Raw genomic sequence first — 19,055 nt, 5'->3', positions numbered from 1 at the left:
GTTCGGCGTGCTCGAGGATCGGGCCGTCCACCATCGCGCCCTCGAAGTCGAAGACCCCCCGCTCGTTCTCGGCGGCGGCCAGAACCCGACGCGCCCAGTCGCGGCGCGGGTGTCGTCCACCCCTGGGTGTTCGTCTAACCCTGGGACTGCTGCGCCTCGATCTGTTTGCGCACGTCGTCCATGTCGAGGGCCTTGACCTGCGTCACGAGGTCCTCGAGGGCTGCGGGCGGCAGCGCCCCGGCCTGGTTGTAGACGAGGATGCCCTCGCGGAACGCCATGATCGTGGGAATCGAGCGGATGTTCGCGGCTGCAGCGATCGCCTGCTCCGCCTCGGTGTCGACCTTCGCGTGCACCACGTCCGGATGCTTCTGCGACGACGATTCGAAGGTGGGGGCGAACTGCTTGCAGGGTCCGCACCAGTCGGCCCAGAAGTCGACGAGGACGATGTCGTTACCGGTGACGACCTCGTCGAAGTTGGCCTGATTCAGGGTCTGGGTTGCCACGGTGGTCCTTTCGGTCGGGCGTGTCGACGGATACAACATCGGGCCGCCGGGTTTTCTTCCGCCACGCTACGCGACCGGCCCTACAGCGGGGTGGCTTCCGCCGCCCGGAACGTGCGTCGATAGTCCTGCGGCGTGGTGCGCCGCAGCCTCAGGAAGTGCCGGCGCAGCACCGCCGCCGTACCGAACCCCACACGGTCGGCGACGACGTCGACGGGCAGGTCGGTGCTCTCGAGCAACTGCTGCGCCGCGAGGACCCGCTGGTCACGGATCCAGCGGGCCGGCGTCGTGCCGGTCTCGGCGGTGAACCGGCGCGCGAACGTCCGCTCGGACATGTGCACGTGCGCCGCGAGTACCGGCACGGTCAGCTCGAGGTGGATGTTCTCGGCGATCCAGTCGATGAGCGGTGCCAGCGCGTCGGCGCTGCATTCGGGCAGCGGCATCTCGACGTACTGGGCCTGGCCGCCGTCGCGGTGCGGCGGGACCACCATGCGCCGGGCGATGGTGTTCGCGACCCGTGTTCCCGCGGTGGAACGCACGATGTGCAGGCACAGGTCGATGCTGGCGGCGCTGCCCGCGCTCGTGAGCACCGGTCGGTCGTCGACGTAGAGGACACCGGGGTCGACGCGGGCGGCGGGGAATCGCTCGGCGAGTACGTCGGTGTATCTCCAGTGGGTGGTGCAGCGACGGTCGTCGAGCAGACCCGCCGCCGCGAGTGTGAACGCACCCGTGCACAGGCTCGCGACGAGTGTGCCCCGATCCACCGCCGCCCGCAGCTTCGCGAACAGCGGTGTGAGCCGGTCGGGGTCGACGACGTCGTCGCCGTCGGAGCCGAGCCCGGTACCGCCCGGTGGTACGACGATCAGATCGGCGTCGTCGAGTCGGTCGAGGTCGTGCGGCACCCCGATCGAGAAGCCGTGGCGGGTGACGATCGGGTCCTCGCACCCGGCGATCAACGTGAAGTCGTGGACGGGCAGGCCGTCGTCGGCACGGTCGGTTCCGAAGACCTCGCAGGCGATACCGAGTTCGAACGCTTCGACGTGGGGGAGCAGCGGGACGACGACCTTCTCGATCACCTCCTCCAGTGTGCTCGCGTTGTGGCGGAAAAGACATACCTTCTGTCATTTCTGCCACTGTCGGGTCGGGGGATCGAGGACGACGCTGGACACATGATCGCGTTGACCGTCCTCGCCGTGCTGCTCGCCCTGGTGGCGCTGTCCCTCGCCGGACTCACCCCCGACACGCACACCGACAGCACCCAGTTCGGCGACTTCCGTTTCTGACCGCCGTCAGGCACGGGCCGGACCGGGCGTGCCGGCGATGAACCACTCCCGCTTCGCGGTGCCGTCCCAGCGTCGGACCGCCGTCACCGAACCCGACTCGCCCGCGTGCCGTGTCCCCGCGGTGACCACCGCGCGGCCGAGGTCGTGCGCCGGCACCCGCCGGGCGAGTGTCACGTGCGGTGTCCAGTCGCCGGGGCGGATGTGCTCCGGGACACCCGGACATCCGCGCAGCGCGTCGTAGACCCGCGCGTGCACCGCGAGCAGGTCCGCCGACGGCACCACCGCCCGCGCCAGCGTCACGCGGCGGGAACCGAACACCACGATGCCGCCGAGGCGGATCGGGACGGGAAGGGACCCGACCGCGGCGCGGATCGTCTCGTCGAGTTCGGGCGGAACCGCCTGCGCGACGAACAACGTCACGTGCGGACGATTGGTTTCGGCGCGAATGCGACCCTGACTGTCCAGACCCGCCTCGTGCAGGCGCGCCCATTGCGCGCGCACCGCCGAGTCGAGTTCGTCGTCGAGGACCACTTCCACGGACTGCACCACGGTGAACCAGGATGGTCCCATGACCGATGCGACCGCAACGACCGAACCGTCCGCACCGCTCGCGCACCACCGGCTGGGTCTGCTCGTCGGCGACGGTATCGGACGGGAGATCGTGCCCGCGACGCGCCGCGTCGTCGACGCAGCGGTCGCGGTCGCCGGTGGCCCCGACATCGAGTGGGTGACGCTGCCGTTCGGTGCCGAGGCGATCGTCACCGACGGTGCGCCCCTGCCCGAACGCACCCTCGATGCCCTCGGTGACCTGGACGGCTGGATTCTCGGCCCGCACGACAACGCCTCCTACCCGGACCGGTACCGCGGCGGCACCGCGCCCGGTGGAGCGATCCGGAAGCGATTCGACCTCTACGCCAACATCCGGCCCGCCCGCACCCTCCCCGGCGTCCGCGCCACCTGCCCCGGGATGGATCTCGTGATCGTCCGGGAGAACACCGAAGGTCTCTACGCGGACCGCAACATGGCGGTCGGCAGCGGTGAGTTCATGCCCACCCCCGACGTGGCGCTCGCTGTCGGTGTGATCACTCGCGCCGCCTGTGAACGGATCGCCCACACCGCTTTCGACCTCGCCGCGCGTCGACGCAAACACGTCACCGTCGTGCACAAGGCGAACGTGCTCACTCTCACCACCGGGTTGTTCCGTGACGTGTGTCGCGAGGTCGGAGCCATGTACCCGAGCGTGACGATCGACGAACTGCACGTCGACGCGGCTGCCGCGCTGCTCGTGCGGGACGGCGCCCGGTTCGACGTGCTCGTCACCGAGAACCTCTTCGGCGACATCCTGTCCGATCTCACCGGAGAACTGGCCGGTTCGCTCGGTACCGCACCGTCGATCAACGCGTCCGCCCGGAAGGCGATGGCGCAGGCCGCGCACGGCGCGGCCCCCGACATCGCCGGCCGTGATGTCGCCAATCCGACCGCGCTGTTCCTGTCCGCGGCGATGCTCCTCGAGCGCCTCGCCGTGTCGGGTCCCAGCTACCTGGCCGACGCCGCCCGCGCCGTCGAGTCGGCCGTCGATCGATGCGTGGGCGGTGGGCTCGCCACCGCCGACCTCGGTGGTACGGCGTCGACGACCGCGTTCACCGACGCCGTGATCGAGGCGATCGCGTCGTAGCAGGTCCCGCCGCCCTCCGGCCCGCGAATTTCGGACACCGCCGGGGTGTGCGGTCTACTGTTCGACTGTGGAGAGGCCAGTAGGAACCCGAGCGTCGCGGCCACACCGGGTGCTCACAGCCGTCGGTGTGGTCCTCGCGACGCTCCTGACCCTCGGCTCCCTGACCGGATGCGTCGTCAACACCGAATCGACGGTGCCGCCCGGTGATCGAGTACGTGCGGAGCGGGTCGACGCGATCGCGGAGCAACTACCGCCCGCGATCGCGGAGTCGGGGCGTCTCCGCGTCGGATCGAACGTGCCGTACGCGCCGAACGAGTTCAAGGCCGACGACGGTGCGATCGTCGGGTTCGCCGTGGAACTCGTCGAGGCCGTCGGTGACGTCCTCGGCGTCGACGCCGTGTTCGAGGAAGCCGATTTCGACCGCATCATCCCCGCCGTCCAGGCCGGGACCCTCGACCTGGGCTCGTCCTCGTTCACCGACACGCTCGAACGCGAGCAGTCGGTGGACTTCGTGACCTACTTCAGTGCCGGCATCCAGTGGGCGCAACGCGTCGGCGAACCGATCGACCCGAACGATGCGTGCGGGCTACGCGTCGCCGTGCAGACCACCACGATCGAGGACATCGAGGAGGTCCCCGCGAAGAGCCGGGCCTGCATCGACGCCGGGCGCCCGCCGATCGACAAGGTCAAGTACGACAGTCAGGACGAGGCGGCCAACGCATTGATCCTCGGGCGGGTCGACGCACTGTCGGCAGACTCTCCGGTGACCGCCTACGTCATCGAACGCAGCGAGGGACGCCTGGAGCCGGCGGGAGAGGTGTTCGACGCGGCACCCTACGGGTTCGTCGTGGCGAAGGGGGCACCGCTCGGACCCGTCGTGCAGCAGGCCGTGCAGCACCTGATCGACACGGGCCTCTACGCCCGAATCGTCGACCGCTGGGGCCTCGACGAGGGTTCGATCACCACGTCGCAGATCAACGCGGCGACGAGTTGAGGGAAGTGAACCGATGAGTCAGGACACCCGGCCGGACCCCGCCGTACCGGACACCGAGCCGGAACCGATCCGCGCGGTGCCGTTGCGCCGGCCCGGTCGCTGGATCGCCGGTGCACTCGTCGTGATCGCACTGGCGTTGCTCCTGTGGGGCGCGGCCACCAACGAGGCGTACCGGTGGGACGTGTACGGGCAGTATCTGTTCGACCGGCGCATCACCGAAGCCGCGTGGAAGACCGTGCAGCTGACGGCGCTGGCGATGGCGCTCGCGGTGGTGCTCGGTGTGATCCTCGCGGTGATGCGGCTGTCGCCGAACCCCGTCCTCAAATCGGTGGCGTGGCTGTACCTGTGGGTTTTCCGCGGTACCCCCGTGTACGTGCAGCTGGTGCTGTGGGGTCTGTTCCCGTCGATCTACAAACAGCTCGACATCGGAATCCCGTTCGTACACCAGTTCTTCCACATCGACCTGCAATCGCTCAACGCGGCGTTCCTGTTCGCCGTCCTCGGTCTGGCCCTCAACGAGGCCGCGTACATGGCCGAGATCGTGCGCGCCGGAATCGGGTCCGTGCCCGAAGGCCAACTCGAGGCGTCGACGGCGCTGGGCATGTCGTGGTCGCAGACCATCCGGCGCACGGTGTTGCCGCAGGCGATGCGGGTGATCATCCCACCGACCGGCAACGAGCTGATCAGCATGCTCAAGACGACCTCGCTGGTCGCGGCGGTCCCGTACACCCTCGAACTGTATGCGCGGGCCCGGGACATCGCCGGTGCGAACTTCCAGCCGATTCCGCTGTTCCTCGTCGCCGCCACCTGGTATCTGGCGATCACCAGTGTGCTGATGATCGGCCAGTACTTCGTCGAACGGCACTATTCGAAGGGGATGAGCCGGCAACTCACCGCGCGTCAGCTGCAGGCCATCGCCGACGCGGAGGGCAAGCCCGTGGTGATCCAGCCGGACGCGAACCCGACGATCCCCGGAGGTGAACGGAAGTGACCGGATCGGAGACGTCGGCCGATACCCCGATGGTCCGCGCCGACCGTGTGTGCAAGCACTACGGAGCCGTCAAGGTGCTCAAGGGCATCTCCCTCGAGGTGCAGCGCGGTGAGGTCACGTGCCTGATCGGCCCGTCCGGTTCGGGCAAGTCGACGTTCCTGCGCTGCATCAACCACCTCGAACGTGTCGATGCGGGACGGCTCTACGTCGACGACACCCTCGTCGGCTACGCCGAACGCGGCGGCAGACTCCACGAGTTGCATCCGCGGCAGGCGGCGAAGCAGCGCCGCGACATCGGGATGGTGTTCCAGCACTTCAACCTGTTCCCGCACCGCACCGTTCTGGAGAACGTCGTCGAGGCCCCGGTCCTGGTGAAGAAGGTCAAGCGCGCCGTCGCGGTCGATCGTGCCCGCGAACTCCTCGACCGGGTGGGTCTGGGCAACAAGGCCGATGCCTACCCCGCTCAGCTCTCCGGTGGTCAGCAGCAGCGGGTCGCGATCGCGCGGGCGCTGGCGATGGATCCGAAACTGATGCTGTTCGACGAGCCGACGTCGGCGCTCGACCCCGAACTCGTGGGGGAGGTTCTCGAGGTCATGCGTGATCTCGCCGCCGGTGGGATGACGATGGTCGTGGTGACGCACGAGATGGGCTTCGCCCGCGAGGTCGCCGACCAACTCGTGTTCATGGACGGCGGGGTGGTGGTGGAGGCGGGGACGCCGCGGGACGTCCTCGGTAATCCGCAGCACGAGCGCACCCGCGAATTCCTCTCCCGGGTGCCGAGCTGAAACTTTTCCCGGGTGGGCGGGCCGAAACACTGCGTTCCGACGTGGTTCGCCACCGTGTCGGTCGTTCGCCACGGGTGCGGTCGTCGTGAACGGCCGGATCGGTAGCGGGGTCGTCGATCCTCCGGTCAGGGTTTGCGGGCACAGAAGATCGCGGTGCCCGGAAAGATCTCTCCGCGCAGCGGGCTCCACTGCCCCCACTCCCGGTCGAGGTGCTCGGGCCACTCGGGTTCGACGATGTCGTACACCTCGAAACCGGCGGTGACGAGTTCTCGCACCCGGTCGCCGACCGTCCGGTGATGTTCCACATAGGTGGCGACGCCGCCGTCGTCCACCTCCACGTACGGTGTGCGATCGAAGTAGGGGAACATCGCGATGAGCCCGCGTTCGCCGGGATCGTCCGGGAAGATCCACCGCATCGGGTGGTTGACGGAGAACACGAACCGGCCGCCTGGTCGCAGCACCCGCGCGGCCTCGCGCATGACCCGCGCCGAATCGGCGACGAACGGGATCGCCCCGAACGCCGAACACACGACGTCGAAACTCGCGTCGGCGAACGGTAGGTTCTCGGCACCGGCCTGCACCAGCGGAACCCGCGGCCCGCCGCGGTTCATCGCATCCGTACCGCGCGCGAGCATCCCGGCGGACAGGTCGAGGCCGACCGCCCGCGCGCCCCGGCCGGCGAGCCAGCGCGCGCACGGCGCCGAACCGCACCCGAGTTCGAGGACGTCGCGCCCCGTCACGTCGCCGAGCAGGCGAACGTCACCTTCGTGCAGTCCTTCCGGGCACCACACGAACTCGCCGTCCGTCGAGTCGGCGCCGAGGAACTCGCCGTGCGTGAGGTGGTAGTCGCCGGCGTCCGCATCCCACCAGTGTCGGCTGGCCCGCTCGGAGTCCTCCGAGTCGAGCCGCATCCGCCCCACCTTCGCCGTACCGAGCAGCGAGTTCGCCGTCGCGTGGCGGTCGTCGGGGGGTAGCGGCGAGTCGGACATGGACACCAGCCTAGGACGTGGGTGACGGTGCGGGCGTCCGGGCCGTGGGCGCGGAGGTTCGGCGGGGACGAAATCGCTCGGCGGTCGTGCCCGGTGCACGCCGCGCGAGGGTGGTTTGCCCAGCTACCACAAAGGCGCGTAGCCTATTGACCGCGAGTGTCCGTTGCTCGGCTCCCATGGTCGTCCGGCGGCACCCGTCGCGAACCTCGTCTCGCCCGATCGTCGTGATCGTTCCCGGTCACGCCGTGGTGTGCGACGTGGATCGTGTGTCCGACCGAAGTTCACCAACCGACCCACAACCCGTCCGGAGCAATTCAACATATGGCCTCCACCACCGTCACCTCGCCGCAGGTAGCCGTCAACGACATCGGCTCCGCCGAGGATTTCCTCGCCGCCGTCGACGCCACGATCAAGTACTTCAACGATGGCGACATCGTGGAAGGCACCATCGTCAAGGTCGACCGCGACGAGGTGCTGCTCGACATCGGTTACAAGACCGAAGGCGTCATTCCGTCCCGCGAGCTCTCCATCAAGCACGATGTCGACCCCAACGAGGTCGTCTCGGTGGGCGATGAGGTCGAGGCTCTGGTCCTCACCAAGGAGGACAAGGAAGGCCGGCTGATCCTGTCCAAGAAGCGTGCTCAGTACGAGCGCGCCTGGGGCACGATCGAGGAGCTCAAGGAGAAGGACGAGGCCGTCAAGGGCACCGTCATCGAGGTCGTCAAGGGCGGCCTGATCCTCGACATCGGTCTGCGCGGCTTCCTGCCGGCATCGCTCGTCGAGATGCGTCGTGTCCGCGACCTCCAGCCGTACGTCGGCAAGGAGATCGAGGCCAAGATCATCGAGCTCGACAAGAACCGCAACAACGTGGTGCTGTCGCGCCGCGCGTGGCTCGAGCAGACCCAGTCCGAGGTCCGCAGCGAGTTCCTGCACCAGCTCCAGAAGGGCCAGGTCCGCAAGGGCGTCGTGTCCTCCATCGTCAACTTCGGCGCCTTCGTCGATCTCGGCGGTGTCGACGGCCTCGTGCACGTCTCCGAGCTGTCCTGGAAGCACATCGATCACCCGTCCGAGGTCGTCGAGGTCGGCAACGAGGTCACCGTCGAGGTTCTCGACGTCGACCTGGACCGCGAGCGCGTCTCCCTGTCGCTCAAGGCGACGCAGGAAGACCCGTGGCGTCAGTTCGCCCGCACCCACGCGATCGGTCAGATCGTTCCGGGCAAGGTCACCAAGCTCGTTCCGTTCGGTGCGTTCGTGCGCGTCGAGGAGGGCATCGAGGGTCTGGTCCACATCTCCGAGCTGGCCGAGCGCCACGTGGAGGTCCCGGACCAGGTCGTGTCCGTCGGCGACGACGCGATGGTCAAGGTCATCGACATCGACCTCGAGCGTCGCCGCATCTCGCTGTCGCTGAAGCAGGCCAACGAGGACTACACCGCCGAGTTCGATCCGTCGAAGTACGGCATGGCCGACAGCTACGACGAGCAGGGCAACTACATCTTCCCCGAGGGCTTCGATCCCGAGACCAACGAATGGCTCGAGGGCTTCGAGAAGCAGCGTGAGGAGTGGGAGTCCCGCTACGCCGAGGCGGAGCGTCGCCACAAGATGCACACGGCTCAGATCGAGAAGATGGCTGCGGACGAAGCCGCCGAGGCAGCGGCCGGTGTCTCCGGAAGCAACTACTCGTCCGACTCCGGTGCCGACACGGCCACCGAGTCCGCGGGTGGTTCGCTCGCCAGCGATGCCCAGCTCGCTGCACTGCGCGAGAAGCTGTCGGGCAACGCCTGATAGGCACGTACACGACGGGAAGGCCCCCGCACTTCATGTGCGGGGGCCTTCCCGTTTTCTGTTCCGACCCGATGGGCGACCGCCCCCCGGATGAGCGAATGTATCGCTCGCTCGATTGATTCGAGCGAGCAATACCATTCGCTCGGACTGTGGGGACGCAGACGGGGACGGGGAGGGGTGGGGGAGACGCGGAGAGGGGCTCGTGTGGGCGGGAGGGCGTTCGCCCGGCGTCGTCGATCGTGCCGGTGTGCCGTCGGGGATCAGCCCACGGCGGGGGTGGCCCACTGCGCCGGCAGCGCGGCCGCACGCTTGCGCATCGCGGCGTGACTGTGCCGCGCGTTGCTCAGGAACGTGGTGAACCAGTTGCGCCGGTGGTCGGCGAGAGCGGCAGCGACCTCGGGGATGAGGATGCAGTGCACACCGTGGTCCATTCCGAGGCGATGCCGACCGGGTGCAAGAGAGGACGAACGCATGACCTGCCTTCTCGGGGTGGTGGATCGAACGGTCGGACGCATACTCGACGATATCCGACGGCACGACTGTACTCCGGCATTTGGCGCAGGTGAGAGGGGTGTTTCGCGTCCTCTCACCACTGCGACCGGTCTGTGATCGCCTCGTGATCGGCGCGTGACAGCGGCGGGTCGGGTGTCCTCGCCGCGGCGGTCGGTGCAAGACTGGGCGGTGTGCTGCGAATGGGGTTGACCGGAGGAATCGGCGCGGGAAAATCGACCGTTGCGAAGGAGCTCGTCGCGCTCGGTGCGGTGCTCGTCGACGCCGATGTGATCGCGAGGGAGATCGTCGAGCCGGGCACGGAGGGATTGGCCGAGCTCGTCGACGCGTTCGGTGAGGAGATTCTGCGCGGCGACGGTTCACTCGATCGGCCGGCGCTCGCCGCCAAGGCATTCGCCAGCGACGAGGCCCGCGCGGTCCTCAACGCGATCACGCATCCGCGCGTCGGTAGACGGACCGCCGAGCTCGTCGACTCCGCCGCCGACGACGCGATCCTGGTCCAGGACATTCCGCTGCTCGTGGAGGGTGGTATGGCCCCGGCATTCCATCTCGTCGCGGTGGTCCATGCGGGGGAGGAGGAGCGGTTGCGCCGCCTCGTGGAGCAGCGCGGCATGCCGGAGAACGATGCCCGGGCGCGCATCGCAGCTCAGGCGACCGAGCGGCAGCGACGCGAGGTCGCGGACGTGTGGCTCGACAACACCGGGGAGCCGGATGCCATCGTCGACCGGGTCCGTGCGCTCTGGCACGACAGGCTCGTCCCGTTCGAACGCAACATCCGGACCCGTGTGGCCGTCGACGCCGCACCCGTACTCGTTCCGCCGCGGGAGCACTGGGATGCGCAGGCTGCACGGTTGATCGCGCGCCTCGCGCTGGCGTGCGGTGGTCGGGCCGTGCGGATCGACCACGTCGGTTCCACCGCCGTGCCGGGTCTCGAAGCGGTGGACGCGGTCGACATCCAGATCACGGTTCGTGATATCGACGATGCGGATGCGCTCGCCGAACCGCTGGCGGCCGCGGGTTTCCCGCGTATCGAGGGTGTCACGCACGAGGAGCCGAAGCCGTCGTATGGGGCCGGCGGCGAGACCGACCCGGCCGTGTGGTCGATGCGGCTGCACGGCAGCGCCGATCCCGGGCGACCCGCCGGGATCGCGATCCGCGTCGACGGCTGGCCGGGGCAGACGTTCGCGCTGGTGCTGCGCGACTGGTTGCGTGCGGATCCGCAGGCGCGCGCGGAGTTCGCGGCCGTCAAGCGGGCTGCCGCCGATGCCGCTGCCCACGAATCGGATCCGCCGGTTGCGGCCGCCGTGTACGGCGAATCGAAGGCGCCGTGGTTCGACCGGGCGTATCACCGGGCGCGGGCCTGGTCGGAGGAGTCGGACCGGCGCGGATAGCGCTGTGCTCCGGAGTCGAACCGCCGACCGGAATACTTCCGCCGACACTCCCGTTGGGATAGTTGACGAATCAATTATTTGACGGAGGTACGGTCGTGCAATTCGGAGTCTTCACCATCGGCGACGTCACCCGCGATCCCCTCACGGGGCGTGTCCCGACGGAACACGAACGCATCGACGCGATGACGAAGATCGCGCTGAAGGCGGAGGAGGTCGGCCTCGACGTCTTCGCCACCGGCGAGCACCACAACCCGCCGTTCGTTCCGTCGTCGCCGACGACCATGCTCGGCTGGATCGCGGCGCGCACCGAGAACCTGCTGCTGTCCACCGCGACCACCCTGATCACCACCAACGACCCGGTGAAGATCGCCGAGGACTACGCGATGCTCCAGCACCTCTCGGGTGGGCGCGTCGATCTGATGATGGGACGGGGCAACACCGGACCCGTCTACCCGTGGTTCGGCAAGGACATCCGCCAGGGCATCCCCCTGGCCATCGAGAACTACCACCTGCTGCGTCGTCTGTGGCGCGAGAAGGTCGTCGACTGGGAGGGGAAGTTCCGCACCCCGCTGCACGGCTACACCTCCACCCCGATGCCCCTCGACGACACACCCCCGTTCGTGTGGCACGGCTCGATCCGCTCGCCCGAGATCGCCGAACAGGCCGCGTTCTACGGCGACGGCTTCTTCCACAACAACATCTTCTGGCACCGCGAACACATCCAGCAGATGATCCGCCTCTACCGAGCCCGTTTCGAACAGTACGGGCACGGCGCAGCCGATCAGGCGATCGTCGGGCTCGGCGGTCAGGTTTTCATGGCCGAGACCGAAGGCGAGGCGAAGAAGATGTTCCGGCCATACTTCGACAACGCCCCCGTCTACGGGCACGGGCCGTCCCTCGAGGAGTTCTCATCGATGACGCCGTTGACCGTCGGGACCCCCGAGCAGGTGATCGAACGAACCCTGGGATTCGCCGACTACGCCGGCGACTACCAGCGGCAGCTGTTCCTGATGGACCATGCCGGACTGCCCCTCGACGTCGTTCTCGAGCAGATCGAGATCCTCGGTCGCGAGGTGGTGCCGGTGCTGCGCACCGAGTTCGAGCGGCGACGGCCCGCCCACGTGCCGTCCGATCCGCCGACACACGCCTCCTTGACGGCCGCGGGACCGGATTCTCCACACCGTCTGGTCGCCCCCGCGAAGCTCGACGAGACGGTGGAGGCACGACGATGACGCGGCGCATCACCGTGGTCACCGCGGGCGTGTCGCAACCGTCGTCGACGAGGCTGCTCGCCGATCGGCTCACCGACGCGACCCGCGCGGCGGTGGGCGCGCGTGGAGAGGACATCGTCGTCGATGTGCTCGAGATCCGCGACCTCGCCGGCGATCTCGCGATGACGATGACGACGGGCGTGCCGACACCGGCGCTGGTGCAGGCACGAGAACGCGTATCGACGGCGGACGGACTGATCGCCGTCACACCGGTGTTCACCGCCAGCTACAGCGGTCTGTTCAAGATGTTCGTCGACGCCCTCGACGCCGACGCAGTGCGCGCAATGCCGGTCCTCGTCGCTGCCACCGCCGGAACATCACGGCATTCGCTCGTGCTGGACCACGCGATGAGACCGCTGTTCGCGTTCCTCGGCGCCGCGGTGGTGCCCACCGGTGTGTTCGCGGCGACCGAGGATTTCGGTGCGGTCGGGCCCGAACTCGGCGACCGGATCCGGCGCGCCGCGGACGAATTCGCTGCCGCCGTCGTCACCGACCGCGCCGCCGTGGAGGGATTCGTGCCGACCGCGCCGCGCCGCACGGCGTCGTCGGGCAACGGCGTGTCGACCGCGGGAAGCACCTTCGAATCGCTGATGCGTGCGCAACTGGACTGACCTGCACGGGCAGGACGTCCACCGCCTGCGGGTGCATCAGTCACGCCATTCGAGGGGCATTCCGCGGGAGGCGAGCCACGCGTCGACGTCGTGACCGTGTGCGGCGATGCCGTCCACGGCGGTGAGCGCGGTGGCGACGGCGCGTTCGGCATCGTCGGTGTCGAGCACGCCCGCGGCGACCGCCGCGAACAACTCGTCGACGTCCTCGACCTCCGTACCGCGACCCGTGCGCACCACGAGGTCCAGGTAATGGTCGCGCGAGTGCCACACGTCGCCGTCCCGCCAGAACTCGCCGACGTCGAGGTACCGGTCCTGATCCCGTTCGAAACCGGGACGGAAATGGAAGATCGACACCCGCAGGCGTACGGACGGCAGCAACCACGATTCGAGATAGTCGAACTGGCGGTGATCGGCCGTGCGCCCCATGTACAGGCCACAGGGCAGTACCCGATACCGCTCGACGGGGCGTTCGATGCCCTTGGGGTCGGTGTTGGTGCGGGCGGTGACGTCGAAGCGTTCCACCTTGATCGGATGCAGCCGGGACGCCATGATCGCAACCTACCGCGCTCCGCCCACTCGCGGGCCGACCTCCGATCGAGGTGGCGTGTCGGGGGAACGGCCTACCCTGGTGTGCATGGCCTTCGCAAGCGAGCATCCCGTCGTCGCGCACTCGGAGTTCCGCCCGGTCGGCGACATCGAACGTACCGACGGGCGGTTCGAGGTCGTCAGCGAGTACGAGCCGGCGGGCGACCAGCCCGCCGCGATCGACCAGCTCGAGCACCGGTTGAAGGCGGGGGAGAAGGACGTGGTGCTGCTCGGGGCCACCGGCACCGGCAAATCGGCGACCACGGCGTGGTTGATCGAACGGATGCAGCGGCCCACCCTGGTGATGGCACCCAACAAGACTCTCGCGGCGCAACTCGCCAACGAACTGCGTGAGATGCTGCCCGGCAACGCCGTCGAGTACTTCGTGTCGTACTACGACTACTACCAACCCGAGGCGTACATCGCGCAGACCGACACGTACATCGAGAAGGATTCCTCCATCAACGACGACGTGGAGCGGCTCCGCCACTCGGCGACGTCGGCACTGTTGTCACGGCGCGACGTGGTGGTCGTCGCGTCCGTGTCGTGCATCTACGGTCTGGGTACTCCGCAGTCCTATCTCGACCGGTCCGTGCAGCTCGAGGTGGGGGTGGAAGTGCCCCGCGACGCCCTGCTCCGGCTGCTCGTCGACGTCCAGTACACCCGCAACGACACCGCCTTCACGCGCGGCTCCTTCCGGGTCAAGGGCGACACCGTCGACATCATCCCCGCCTACGAGGAACTCGCCGTCCGCATCGAGTTCTTCGGCGACGAGATCGACGCCCTCTACTATCTGCATCCGCTCACCGGGGACGTCATCCGGAAGGTCGACTCGCTGCGGATCTTCCCGGCGACGCACTACGTCGCCGGGCCGGAACGCATGGAACGCGCCGTCGCGGGCATCGAAGCCGAACTCGAGGAGCGACTCGCCGACCTGGAGAACCGCGGCAAGCTCCTCGAGGCGCAGCGGCTACGGATGCGCACCCAGTACGACCTCGAGATGATCAGGCAGGTCGGCTTCTGCTCCGGCATCGAGAACTACTCGCGGCACATCGACGGTCGCGCGGCGGGGTCGGCGCCGGCCACCCTGATCGACTACTTCCCCGAGGATTTCCTGCTCGTCATCGACGAATCCCACGTCACGGTGCCGCAGATCGGTGCCATGTACGAGGGCGACATGTCTCGTAAACGCAACCTCGTCGAGTTCGGGTTCCGGCTGCCGTCGGCCGTCGACAACCGGCCGCTCACCTGGGAGGAGTTCTCCGACCGGATCGGCCAGACCGTCTACCTGTCCGCCACACCCGGCGCGTACGAACTGGGACGGACGGGCGGTGAGGTCGTCGAACAGGTGATCCGCCCGACCGGCCTCGTCGACCCGAAGGTCGTCGTCAAACCCACCAAGGGGCAGATCGACGATCTCGTGCACGAGATCCGGGAACGCACCGACCGCGACGAGCGCGTCCTGGTGACCACGCTGACGAAGAAGATGGCCGAGGATCTGACCGATTACCTCCTCGAACTCGGCATCCGGGTGCGTTACCTGCATTCGGACATCGACACGCTGCGCCGGGTCGAACTCCTGCGGCAGTTGCGGCTCGGCGAGTACGACGTGCTCGTCGGCATCAATCTGCTGCGTGAGGGGCTCGACCTGCCGGAGGTGTCGCTCGTGGCGATCCTCGACGCCGACAAGGAGGGGTTCCTCCGTTCGACGCGGTCGCTCATCCAGACCATCGGTCGCGCGGCGCGCAACGTCTCCGGCGAGGTCCACATGTACGCCGACAAGATCACCGACTCGATGGCACAGGCGATCGAGGAGACCGAACGGCGTCGAGAGAAGCAGATCGCGTACAACGTCGAGCACGGCATCGACCCGCAGCCGTTGCGCAAGAAGATCGCCGACATCCTCGACCAGGTGTACCAGGAGGCCGACGACACGGACGGCATCGAGGTCGGAGGTTCCGGCAGGAATGCTTCCCGCGGTCGTCGGGCGCAGGGCGCGGCCGGGCGCGGCGGCAGTTCCGGTGTGGTCGAGGGCCGCGACACGTCGTCGATGCCGCGGGCCGAACTGGCCGATCTCGTGCAGCAGCTCACCGACCAGATGATGCAGGCGGCGCGTGATCTCCAGTTCGAACTCGCCGCGCGGTTGCGCGACGAGATCTCCGACCTCAAGAAGGAGTTGCGCGGCATGGATGCCGCAGGCCTGCAGTGACATCCGCGACATTGATGTGACGTGAGATAACAGAAACCTTCGTCGGTGATCGTCGGCGCTCACCGGGCGCGCTGTGGTGTCCTACCCAAACGCACCACCCACGCGAGTGTGACCGCTAGTGTCGAACCGATATCGGGTGGGGTGGCCGGTCGACCGTCCTTCTCGCCCGGCCGTGCATGCCGAAGACATCGCCGATGGAGGACTGAATGAGTGCGTACCGGACCATTGTCGTGGGAACCGACGGCTCCGAATCGTCGTACCGAGCCGTCGAGAAGGCCGCGTCGCTGGCGCAGGACGCCGACGCCACCCTCGTGATCGCGTGCGCGTACTACCCGGCCGATCCCAAGGACACCGCCCGCGCGGCCGACGTCCTCGGTGACGAGGCGTACCAGGTCACCGGGTCGGCGCCGACCTACGAGATTCTCCGCACCGCACGCGAGAAGGCCAATGCGGTCGGGGCGAAGAACGTCGTCGAACGCCCGATCGTCGGGGCACCCGTGGACTCGCTGCTCACCCTCGTCGACGAGGTCGACGCCGATCTGATCGTCATCGGGAACCGCGGCCTGAACACCCTCACCGGACGACTGCTCGGTTCGGTGCCCTCCGACGTGGCTCGCAAGTCCACGACCGACGTTCTCGTCGTGCACACCGTCCGCTGACGGGCCGCGGCATCGCGGTCAGCAATAGTGTTCGCGTGCCGCGTTCACGTAGCTGTGGGCCGCGTCGTCGCCTGTCGTGTCCGACGCCGACGCGGCGTAGGCAGCGACCGGCCGCGCGAGTTCGAGCACCCGCTCCTCGGGGACTCCGGCCGCGAGTTGGTCGCACAGGCCCCGCGCCAGCGCCAGCAGCGTCTCGTCGGGCACGTCCGCGACAAGACCTTCGGCGCTGAGCGCCTCCTTGAATCGGAGACCCCGATCGTCGAGTACCGGCGCCATGGTCTCGGCGCGAGTGGTGGTGGGGGACACGGCACCCGCAGCCTCGGCGGAATCGGATGTGCCGTCGCTCGACGAGCACGCCGCCAGCAGCAGCACCGCCCCGATGCACAGTCCGGCGGCACCCCGGCGTACGGCGCCGCGCGCGCTCACTCGCCCGGTCAGCACGGTGCCGTGTCCCGGACGCCGTCGAGCACGTGCGGCAACGGACTCGTGTGCAGGATCCCGAGTCGCTGTGTCGCGCGGGTCAACGCGACGTACAGGTCGTTGAGCCCCCGCGAGGATTCGGCGAGGATCTCGGACGGTTCGACGAGGATCACGGCGTCGAACTCGAGTCCCTTGACCTCGCGGACCGTCGCGACCCTCACCGAATCCGAGGCCAGCACTTCCCATTCGGTGCGCAGCCGGGGCGGCACGAGCACTGCGGTCAGCCCCGGACCCGTCTCGGTGTCCAGTACGCGGCGCACCTCGCTCCCGAGGTCGTCGGTGACGCGGCGTGCCCACGGCCGGACACCCGATTCGCGTACCGACCGTGGCGGCGCCTGGTCGGGATCGATCTCGGCGAGCACGGAGTGGGCGATCTCCATGATCTCTGCCGGGGTCCGGTAGTTGACCGTCAACTCGGCTTTGCGCCACCTGTTCTTGACGTACGGTTCGAGAATCCGCTGCCACGATGTGTTCCCTGCCGGATCGCCGGTCTGCGCGGTGTCCCCGACGAGCGTCATCCACCGGTTCGGGATGCGGCGCATGAGCATCCGCCAGGCCATCTCCGACAACTCCTGGGCCTCGTCGACGATGACGTGCCCGTACGTCCATGTCCGGTCACCGGCCGCGCGTTCGGCTGTGGTGTGGTGCCTGCCCAGGTCCTGTCGCTCCGCGAGTTGCGTGGCGTCGATCAGGTCGTACGCCATCAGCAGTTCCGGATCCAGGTCGTCCTCGAGATCCTGCGGGGCGGATCCGGTGAGGATGTCGAGAGCGCCCTGCGCGTCAGCGATCTGCCGACGCCACGCCCGTGCCGCCCGCTCCCGTTCGGCGGCGTCGTCGACACCGAGGAGTTCGGCCAACTCGTCGAGGAGCGGAGCGTCCGCAGCGCTGAATCCGAGGTGGCGTCCGGGTCGGTGCAGCGCAGTGACCTGTTCGTCGTCGAGCTTCGGGGCCGCCGATTCGAGGCGTCGCCGGGACCCGAGGAGATCGGCGAGGACCCGCTGCGGTGTCAGGTCCGGCCACAATGCGTCGATCGCGGCGACGATGTCGGGGTCCTCACGCATCTCCGAGCGGATGTCGTCGAGATCCTCCCGGCTGAGGAGGTTTCCGCCGTGGACGAGGTCGGTGCCGATGATGGCGGCGAGTTGGTCGGCGAGTGCCTCGATCACTGCCGATACGAAGATGGGCCGCGCCAGGTTGTGCGGTCGCCGAGACGATCTGGCCCGGCCACGGGCCCGCGTGACGACCTTCCGGTCGAGGGACAGCCGGTAGGTGTCGAAGGTCAGCTCGACCGGCGTGGACGGTAGCTCCTGTCGGTCCCGGACGGCCTTCTTGAGCACGTCGACCATGTCGAGCGAACCCTTGATCGCTCCGGCGGCGTCGCAGTCCTCGACCGTGGCCCGCACTCCGGGATACAGATCCCCGATCGTCGACAGCAGCACTCCCGTCTCGCCCAGGGACGGCAGGACCTGACCGATGTAGTCGAGGAAGGTCGAGTTGGGGCCGACGATGAGCACGCCGCTCTTGGCGAGCTGCTTGCGGTAGGTGTACAGCAGGTAGGCGGCGCGGTGCAGCGCGACCGCGGTCTTGCCGGTACCCGGACCACCCTGGACGACGAGGACGCTCTTGTGTTCGGATCGGATGATCGCGTCCTGCTCGGACTGGATGGTCGCGACGATGTCGTGCATCTGCCCGGTCCGGGCCGCGTTGAGTGCGGCGAGCAGCGCGGACTCGCCGGCGACCCCGCCGGCTGCGACGACCTCACCATGTTCACGCGCGGCGTCGAGGTCGAGGTACTCGTCGTTGAGCGCGGTGACGGTCCTGTTGCGGCTGCGGATGTGGCGGCGCATCGTCACACCGTCGGGAGTCGCGGGAGTGGCGAGATAGAACGGACGGGCCAGCGGCGCACGCCAGTCCAGGAGCAGCGATTCGTAGTCGTTGTCCTCGTCGAGGATTCCGATTCGGCCGATGTATCGCGCTTCGATTCCGGTCCCGCCCGTCTCACCGTCGGTGGAGCCACCCGAACGACCGTCGGAGGTGGCGGAGGTGTCGGACGTGTCGACCCGGACATCGACTCGCCCGAAGCACAGCCCGTGCTCGGCGGCGTCGTACTTGGTGAGGTCGTCGGTGTACATCTGGGTGAACGACTCGCGCTCACTGCGCGCCTGCGGGGTGCCGCCCGACTCGAGCAGGACTCGGCTCAACCGGGTCTGCGCGTAGTCGCGCAGCTCATCGAGGTGTGTGTACAGCATCGACAGGTAGGACTGTTCCTGTTCGATGTCGGGATGGGACGCGCCGTCGCCGCGCACATGGACTCCTCGGGGTCGTGCCGATCGGATGGGG

18 protein-coding genes are annotated in these 19,055 nt (G+C 68.3%); 10 read left to right on the top strand and 8 right to left on the bottom strand.

From position 1 onward, the window contains the following. Positions 1-134: 134 nt before the first annotated feature. The 3 genes from trxA to LDQ05_RS09930 form a co-directional block, all read right to left on the bottom strand. A complete protein-coding gene (gene trxA / locus LDQ05_RS09940) occupies positions 135-503 on the bottom strand; it encodes a thioredoxin (protein WP_226436785.1) in 369 nt (122 codons plus the stop codon). Between the two features lie 80 nt (positions 504-583). After that, positions 584-1,576 carry a GlxA family transcriptional regulator gene (locus LDQ05_RS09935; protein ID WP_226436783.1) on the bottom strand — a complete coding sequence of 331 codons (993 nt, stop codon included), beginning with the start codon at positions 1,574-1,576 and terminating at the stop codon, positions 584-586. Between the two features lie 213 nt (positions 1,577-1,789). Then, a complete protein-coding gene (locus tag LDQ05_RS09930) occupies positions 1,790-2,332 on the bottom strand; it encodes a 2'-5' RNA ligase family protein (RefSeq protein WP_226436781.1) in 543 nt (180 codons plus the stop codon). Between the two features lie 19 nt (positions 2,333-2,351). Between LDQ05_RS09930 and LDQ05_RS09925 the strand changes: the two genes are divergently transcribed. The 4 genes from LDQ05_RS09925 to LDQ05_RS09910 all read left to right on the top strand — a co-directional run bounded on the left by LDQ05_RS09925 (position 2,352) and on the right by LDQ05_RS09910 (position 6,228). Beyond that, complete coding sequence (locus tag LDQ05_RS09925) at positions 2,352-3,458, top strand: isocitrate/isopropylmalate dehydrogenase family protein (RefSeq protein ID WP_226436780.1); 1,107 nt, start codon at positions 2,352-2,354, stop codon at positions 3,456-3,458. A 109-nt stretch (positions 3,459-3,567) separates the two neighbouring features. Then, positions 3,568-4,452, top strand: a complete 885-nt coding sequence (locus LDQ05_RS09920) for an ABC transporter substrate-binding protein (protein ID WP_372461068.1) — start codon at positions 3,568-3,570, stop codon at positions 4,450-4,452. Between the two features lie 13 nt (positions 4,453-4,465). Further along, a complete protein-coding gene (locus LDQ05_RS09915; RefSeq protein ID WP_226436778.1) occupies positions 4,466-5,443 on the top strand; it encodes an amino acid ABC transporter permease in 978 nt (325 codons plus the stop codon). 29 nt (positions 5,444-5,472) lie between these two features. Continuing rightward, the gene (locus LDQ05_RS09910; protein WP_226436792.1) at positions 5,473-6,228 is read left to right on the top strand and encodes an amino acid ABC transporter ATP-binding protein; all 756 of its coding nucleotides are present in this window, start codon (positions 5,473-5,475) and stop codon (positions 6,226-6,228) included. 125 nt (positions 6,229-6,353) lie between these two features. Here the strand turns inward: LDQ05_RS09910 and LDQ05_RS09905 are convergent, their stop codons facing one another. Next, complete coding sequence (locus LDQ05_RS09905) at positions 6,354-7,217, bottom strand: class I SAM-dependent methyltransferase (RefSeq protein WP_226436776.1); 864 nt, start codon at positions 7,215-7,217, stop codon at positions 6,354-6,356. A gap of 321 nt (positions 7,218-7,538) precedes the next feature. Here LDQ05_RS09905 and rpsA point away from each other — a divergent pair, with 321 nt between their 5' ends. Further along, a complete protein-coding gene (gene rpsA, locus LDQ05_RS09900; RefSeq protein WP_226436774.1) occupies positions 7,539-8,999 on the top strand; it encodes a 30S ribosomal protein S1 in 1,461 nt (486 codons plus the stop codon). 260 nt (positions 9,000-9,259) lie between these two features. On the opposite strand, the gene LDQ05_RS09895 is transcribed toward rpsA, so the two are convergent. Next, entirely contained in the window at positions 9,260-9,472 is a 213-nt protein-coding gene (locus LDQ05_RS09895) for a hypothetical protein (RefSeq protein WP_226436773.1), read from the bottom strand. A gap of 210 nt (positions 9,473-9,682) precedes the next feature. Between LDQ05_RS09895 and coaE the strand changes: the two genes are divergently transcribed. The 3 genes from coaE to LDQ05_RS09880 all read left to right on the top strand — a co-directional run bounded on the left by coaE (position 9,683) and on the right by LDQ05_RS09880 (position 12,782). After that, a complete protein-coding gene (gene coaE, locus LDQ05_RS09890; RefSeq protein WP_226436772.1) occupies positions 9,683-10,900 on the top strand; it encodes a dephospho-CoA kinase in 1,218 nt (405 codons plus the stop codon). A gap of 95 nt (positions 10,901-10,995) precedes the next feature. Then, on the top strand, positions 10,996-12,132 hold the full coding sequence (locus LDQ05_RS09885) for an LLM class flavin-dependent oxidoreductase (protein ID WP_226436770.1): 1,137 nt from the start codon (positions 10,996-10,998) through the stop codon (positions 12,130-12,132). Beyond that, on the top strand, positions 12,129-12,782 hold the full coding sequence (locus tag LDQ05_RS09880) for a CE1759 family FMN reductase (RefSeq protein ID WP_226436769.1): 654 nt from the start codon (positions 12,129-12,131) through the stop codon (positions 12,780-12,782). The genes LDQ05_RS09885 and LDQ05_RS09880 overlap by 4 nt, the downstream gene beginning before the upstream one ends. 36 nt (positions 12,783-12,818) lie before the next feature. Here LDQ05_RS09880 and LDQ05_RS09875 read toward each other — a convergent pair whose 3' ends face one another. After that, on the bottom strand, positions 12,819-13,331 hold the full coding sequence (locus LDQ05_RS09875) for a ribonuclease FAU-1 family protein (protein ID WP_226436767.1): 513 nt from the start codon (positions 13,329-13,331) through the stop codon (positions 12,819-12,821). A gap of 85 nt (positions 13,332-13,416) precedes the next feature. Here LDQ05_RS09875 and uvrB point away from each other — a divergent pair, with 85 nt between their 5' ends. Both uvrB and LDQ05_RS09865 read left to right on the top strand, forming a co-directional pair. Continuing rightward, positions 13,417-15,576 (top strand): excinuclease ABC subunit UvrB, encoded by a 2,160-nt coding sequence (gene uvrB / locus LDQ05_RS09870; RefSeq protein ID WP_226436765.1) that lies wholly within the window; start codon positions 13,417-13,419, stop codon positions 15,574-15,576. Positions 15,577-15,782: 206 nt separating this feature from the next. Further along, positions 15,783-16,235, top strand: coding sequence for a universal stress protein (locus LDQ05_RS09865; protein ID WP_226436764.1), 453 nt, complete (start codon positions 15,783-15,785; stop codon positions 16,233-16,235). Between the two features lie 18 nt (positions 16,236-16,253). Here the strand turns inward: LDQ05_RS09865 and LDQ05_RS09860 are convergent, their stop codons facing one another. Together LDQ05_RS09860 and LDQ05_RS09855 are read right to left on the bottom strand one after the other, a co-directional pair. Continuing rightward, positions 16,254-16,661, bottom strand: coding sequence for a DUF732 domain-containing protein (locus LDQ05_RS09860; RefSeq protein WP_226436763.1), 408 nt, complete (start codon positions 16,659-16,661; stop codon positions 16,254-16,256). A gap of 8 nt (positions 16,662-16,669) precedes the next feature. Next, entirely contained in the window at positions 16,670-19,021 is a 2,352-nt protein-coding gene (locus LDQ05_RS09855) for a HelD family protein (RefSeq protein WP_372461066.1), read from the bottom strand. Positions 19,022-19,055: the final 34 nt, after the last annotated feature.

Origin of the sequence: Rhodococcus yananensis (assembly GCF_020515525.1) — a bacterium.
Lineage (GTDB): Bacteria > Actinomycetota > Actinomycetes > Mycobacteriales > Mycobacteriaceae > Rhodococcus > Rhodococcus yananensis.
The sequence above is the reverse complement of the archived record's forward strand: the minus strand, read 5'-3'. Positions and strand labels throughout refer to the sequence as shown.